This is a genomic window from Marinilabilia sp. (genome assembly GCF_016278715.1).
Taxonomy (GTDB): Bacteria; Bacteroidota; Bacteroidia; order Bacteroidales; family Marinilabiliaceae; genus Marinilabilia.
This window is the reverse complement of the sequence record NZ_JADQBH010000181.1, coordinates 1-5463: the sequence shown is the minus strand read 5'-3', so window position 1 is coordinate 5463 and position 5463 is coordinate 1. Positions and strand designations below refer to the sequence as shown.

5 protein-coding genes are annotated in these 5463 nt (G+C 45.8%); all 5 read left to right on the top strand.

Translation table 11 applies throughout. The features are described 5' to 3' along the window. Window positions 1–156 precede the first annotated feature (156 nt). On the top strand, window positions 157–1191 hold the full coding sequence (locus QZZ43_RS11440) for a sugar kinase (RefSeq protein ID WP_291859267.1): 1035 nt from the start codon (window positions 157–159) through the stop codon (window positions 1189–1191). A 178-nt stretch (window positions 1192–1369) separates the two neighbouring features. Then, a complete protein-coding gene (locus QZZ43_RS11435) occupies window positions 1370–2044 on the top strand; it encodes a bifunctional 4-hydroxy-2-oxoglutarate aldolase/2-dehydro-3-deoxy-phosphogluconate aldolase (RefSeq protein ID WP_291859265.1) in 675 nt (224 codons plus the stop codon). Between the two features lie 2 nt (window positions 2045–2046). Next, complete coding sequence (locus QZZ43_RS11430; RefSeq protein WP_291859262.1) at window positions 2047–2901, top strand: SDR family oxidoreductase; 855 nt, start codon at window positions 2047–2049, stop codon at window positions 2899–2901. Between the two features lie 73 nt (window positions 2902–2974). Then, entirely contained in the window at window positions 2975–4054 is a 1080-nt protein-coding gene (locus QZZ43_RS11425; protein ID WP_291859259.1) for a sugar kinase, read from the top strand. A gap of 95 nt (window positions 4055–4149) precedes the next feature. Beyond that, a complete protein-coding gene (locus QZZ43_RS11420) occupies window positions 4150–5424 on the top strand; it encodes a lactate racemase domain-containing protein (protein ID WP_291859256.1) in 1275 nt (424 codons plus the stop codon). Window positions 5425–5463 lie beyond the last annotated feature (39 nt).

Below are 5463 nucleotides of genomic sequence, written 5' to 3'. Positions count from 1 at the left end.
CCAAAGGAATGGTGAAATACCAACATTTTCTAAGCCGGGGTTAACGTTAAGTAAAGCGCTACTTCGTTCCCCTCGTATCGGTCAACTTAAGTATTAATTACAATACCTGATTTATTCCTGAATAAACCAGGTTAAAATAAAACACCAGGATTAATTATGAATAAAAGAGTTGTTACTTTCGGAGAAATCATGTTGAGGCTCTCGACACCCGGATATCACAGATTTGCACAAGCAACCTCATTTGATGTAAACTATGGAGGCGGAGAAGCCAATGTAGCTGTTTCACTTGCCAATTACGGGCTGGATTCAAGATTCATTACCCGGTTGCCACAAAATGATTTAGGACGAGCCTGCCGCATGGATCTTGACAAATACAGTGTTGATACCGGTCACATACAATATGGAGGTGAGCGTTTGGGCATCTACTTTCTGGAAACCGGAGCTGTGGCAAGAGCCAGTAAAGTAGTTTACGACCGCGCGCACTCCTCTTTCTCAGATGTTCAACCTGGCACATTTGACTGGGATGCTATTTTTGAAGGAGCAGACTGGTTTCACTGGACTGGTATTACTCCCGCAGTATCTCAGGGAGCTGCCGATGTTTGCCTGGAAGCCATTAAAGCAGCCAATGCCAAAGGAATTACGGTTTCGTGCGATCTGAACTATCGCAAAAACCTCTGGAAATACGGCAAAAAAGCCGGCGAAGTAATGCCCGGACTGGTGGCAGGCTGCGATGTCGTACTGGGCAACGAGGAAGATGCAGAAATGGTATTGGGCATAAAGCCCGAAGGCGTAGATGTAACCGGAGGCCACGTGGAAGCCGAAGCCTACCGAAGTGTTTCGCAGCAAATAATGAAACAATATCCCCGTGTCAAGAAAGTAATTACCACGCTAAGAGGCTCTATCAGTGCCAACCACAACAGCTGGTCCGGTGTACTCTACGATGGGAAAAACCTATTTACAACACCCACCTACCAAATTACACACATAGTAGATCGTGTGGGCGGAGGGGACTCATTCATGGGCGGACTGATTTACGGACTGCTCACCTACGACAGTGATGAAAAAGCTTTGCAATTCGGCACGGCAGCATCCTGCCTGAAACATACCATACCAGGCGATTTCAACCAGGTTACCGTGGAAGAAGTAGAAAAACTGATGGGCGGCGATGCATCAGGCCGTGTTTCGAGATAGAGGCTGGAAGTTTGGGGCTGAAAGTTAGAGGTTAGAGATTTGGAGGCTAGAGATTAGATAATTGGTATGCGGAAGCTTCTCAACATATAAACACAAACCCTTCCTTAGGGGCGAACAATTGAACGAAATGTTTTTGAGTGATTTAACTGATTTATTTAAATAATTACAACTATCAAAAATGGCTAAATATTCCAGAATAGAAGTTTTTCAGAAGATGCAGGAAACCGGCGTTGTACCGGTGTTCTACCATGCCGATATAGATGTGGCAAAAAAAGTGGTGAAAGCCTGTTATGACGGTGGCATCAGAACCTTTGAGTGGGTTAACCGGGGAGACTTTGCCCATGAAATATTCAGTGAATTAAACAAATATGCACTCAAAGAACTTCCGGGAATGATTCTGGGAGCAGGTTCAGTGGTGGAAGAAGGAACTGCAGCTATATATATTCAAGCCGGAGCCAACTTTATTGTTTCTCCCCTGTTGAATGAAAATATGGCACGTATCTGTAACCGCCGGAAAATTATGTGGGCACCAGGTTGCGGTTCCGTTTCTGACATCGGAAAAGCGGAAGAGCTTGGTGCCGAACTGGTGAAAATATTCCCGGCATCAGAAGTCGGTGGTCCCTCATTTGTCAAAGGCGTTAAAGGCCCCTGCCCATGGACCAACATCATGCCCACCGGAGGCGTAGATACCTCCAGAGAAAACCTTCAGGAATGGTTCGATGCAGGTGTTACCTGTGTTGGCATGGGCTCCAAACTCTTTCCCAAAGACATAATTGATAATGGGGATTATGAAGCACTCACAGAGAAAGTTACCGAACTCATCAATACCATTAACGAAATAAAATCAGCATAACTATGACAGCACCAATCAAAGAGCTCAACATTGAAGGCAAAGTGGCCGTAATCACCGGAGGTGGCGGCGTAATTTGCTCAGTAATGGCCAAAGCACTGGCCATGAAAGGGGTAAAAACAGCAATTCTGGATCTCAAAAAGGAGAATGCCGACAAAGTGGCCAACGAAATTAAGGAAACTTACGGCACCGAAAGTTTCGGTTTTGCCTCCAATGTACTGGACAAAGCATCACTGGAAGCGGTAAAGAAAGAGATCAATGAAAAATTGGGAAGCATTGACTTCCTCATTAATGGTGCAGGGGGAAATGCTGCAACTGCTACCTCTAAAGCAGAAAAAATAGAGCAATCGGACCTGGATCATCTGGAAGATACCTTTTTCGGACTTGAACTGGAGGGTTTCGACAAGACTTTTGCACTAAACTTTCAGGGAACATTACTTCCCTCCATGGTTTTTGCTACCGATATGGTTAAAAAGGGGAATGGTGGAATCGTGAACATTTCGTCCATGAATTCTTATCGTCCGCTAACCAGAATTCCTGCCTATTCGGCCTCAAAAGCTGCTATCAATAACTTCACCCAGTGGCTGGCCGTGCATTTTGCAAAAACCGGAGTTCGGGTAAATGCAATCGCACCGGGATTTTTACTTACCAATCAAAACCGATTTTTGCTGGTGGATGAAAAAACAGGCGAATCTACCCCACGTGGGAAAAAGATAATGAACGGAACCCCCATGGAGCGCTACGGAACCCCTGAAGAACTTACAGGAGCTCTGACATTCCTGCTTTCCGACTGGTCTGAATTCATCACCGGAATCATTATTCCAGTTGATGGCGGATTCAGTGCCTACAGTGGAGTGTAATCCTGTTGGCGGTAAACATTTTCACAAACATTTATCCTCCTTCATTTTATGAACTAATTAAAAATCCGGCAAAATGAATCTACAACTTAAAGATAATTACAAATATTCCATGGTGGTTCCTACCAGTATGGGACTTCGAATCACACCTGAAAACGGACAACCTGTACACAGCAGTGATACATTTAAAATGCAGGCAACCAGTGCCGAAACCAATGTAGCCAGTATTTCTTCCTACCTGGGACTTCCTGTCAAGGTGCTGACCACCTTCGTAAAGGGAAGTCCGTTGGCTCAATTCATCAAAAGTAACCTTCGCAACCGGCACATGGATTACGAAGGTCCCGAGGTAGAGCAAGGAAATCCCTGGGGATACCGACACCAGTTTAACATCGCCGACAGTGGCTATGGCGGACGTGGACCCCGGGTTCAGAACGATCGTGCCGGCGAAGTGGGACGCACACTGAATGCCAAAGATTTTGATCTGGAAAGAATCTTTGGAGAGGAAGGGGTCCAGATTGTTCATCTATCAGGATTAATTGCTGCCCTTTCGCCTGAAACCAGTAACTTTTGTCTGGAAGTGGCACGTTCGGCAAAAAAACACAAGACATTAATCTCCTTCGACCTGAACTATCGTGCTACATTTTGGGAAGGCCGCGAACAAGAGTTACGCGAAACTTTCACCGAAATTGCTTCAGTATCTGATGTCTTAATTGGAAACGAAGAGGACTTTCAGCTTTGTTTGGGAATCAAAGGTCCCGAGGCAGGAGGAAAAGCCATCGGTGAAAAAATTGAAAGCTTTAAAGAAATGATTATGCGTGTCAAAGAAGCCTTTCCAAATGCTTCAGTATTTGCCAACACCCTGCGCGAAGTTGTTAGTGCCAATGAACACTTGTGGGGAGCCATTATGCTCCAGGGCGATAATTGGGAAGTCATTGAGCCACGCCCCATTCGTGTACTCGACCGCATTGGCGGAGGCGATGGTTTTGTGGGTGGTTTACTCTATGGAATTCTGAAAAAATGGGCTCCGGAGAAATGGATTCAGTTTGGATGGGCTACAGGCGCTTTGGCTACCACATTCCTGACCGACTACGCCCAACCGGCAGATGAAGAGATGGTTTGGAGTCTGTGGAGCGGAAATGCAAGAGTTAAAAGATAACAACGGGGAGATAGGTACTCAGCTCTGCTGCTTTGTTCGTAAAGAATCCTTCCCACCTGAGCAGATAGAATCCACCCCCACTTAAAAATACTGATATGGTTTATTATCAACGCGGATCAGAAACTGAAGCATTGAGTCCTGAGGACTTAAAAAATGCTTTGTTTGCGGCATTGGAAAAAATAGGAACTAAGAAAAAAGTACTGGCTGTACCTCCCGACTACACAAGATATCACTCCAAAGCGGGTGAATTGACTGCTTATGCTTATGAATTCTACAAAGAAAGGTTAACCGACATTCTTCCGGCTTTAGGGACACACAGTCCGATGACCGAAGAACAGATCCGCCACATGTTTCCGGGGGTGCCACAGGATCTTTTCAGAATCCACGACTGGCGCAACGACATTGTTACACTGGGCGTGGTTCCAGGTAGTTACATTTCGGAAATCACAGGAGGTAGAATTGATTACGACTGGCCGGCCCAGGTCAACAAAATGATAAATGAAGGTGGTCACGATCTCATTCTGTCCATCGGACAAGTAGTTCCTCATGAAGTAATTGGCATGGCCAACTACAACAAAAACATATTTGTGGGAACAGGTGGTTCCGAAGGCATCAACAAGAGTCACTTTATTGGGGCTGCTTACGGAATGGAGCGAATTATGGGACGAGCCAACAACCCGGTGCGTCGTGTATTGAACTACGCCTCCGAAAATTTTGCCTCCCACCTTCCCATCATCTACGTCCAGACGGTTATCGGTCGTGATGATAAAGGGAACCTGGTACCACGCGGTATTTTTATCGGCGATGATGAAGAAGTATTTGAGATGGCCGCTGATTTGTCCATCAGGGTGAACTTTGAGATGGTTGATGAACCACTAAAAAAAGTAGTGGTATATCTTGACCCGTCGGAGTTTAAGAGTACATGGCTGGGCAACAAAAGTATTTATCGTACCCGGATGGCACTGGCCGATGGAGGTGAACTGATTGTGCTGGCACCCGGGCTGAAAGAATTCGGTGAAGACAAAACCATCGACCGGTTAATCAGAAAATATGGTTATTTTGGGACTCCCGCGACGCTCAAAGCCACCGAAGAAAACCAAGAACTGAGAGACAATCTGGGCGCAGCAGCTCACCTGATTCATGGTAGCTCTGAAGACCGATTCTCCATCACATATTGTCCCGGACATCTTTCCAAAAAAGAAATTGAATCCGTTAACTTCAAATATGCGGATCTGGAAGAAATGACAAAGCGCTATAATCCGGAAAAACTTAAAGACGGTAAAAACAGAATGCCCGATGGTGAAGAAATTTTTTATATTTCCAACCCGGCAGTGGGGCTGTGGGCACATAAAGACCGATTTTCGGACTAGAGAGCAGAGACCTTGGCCCCCCCCTAAATCCCCCAAGGG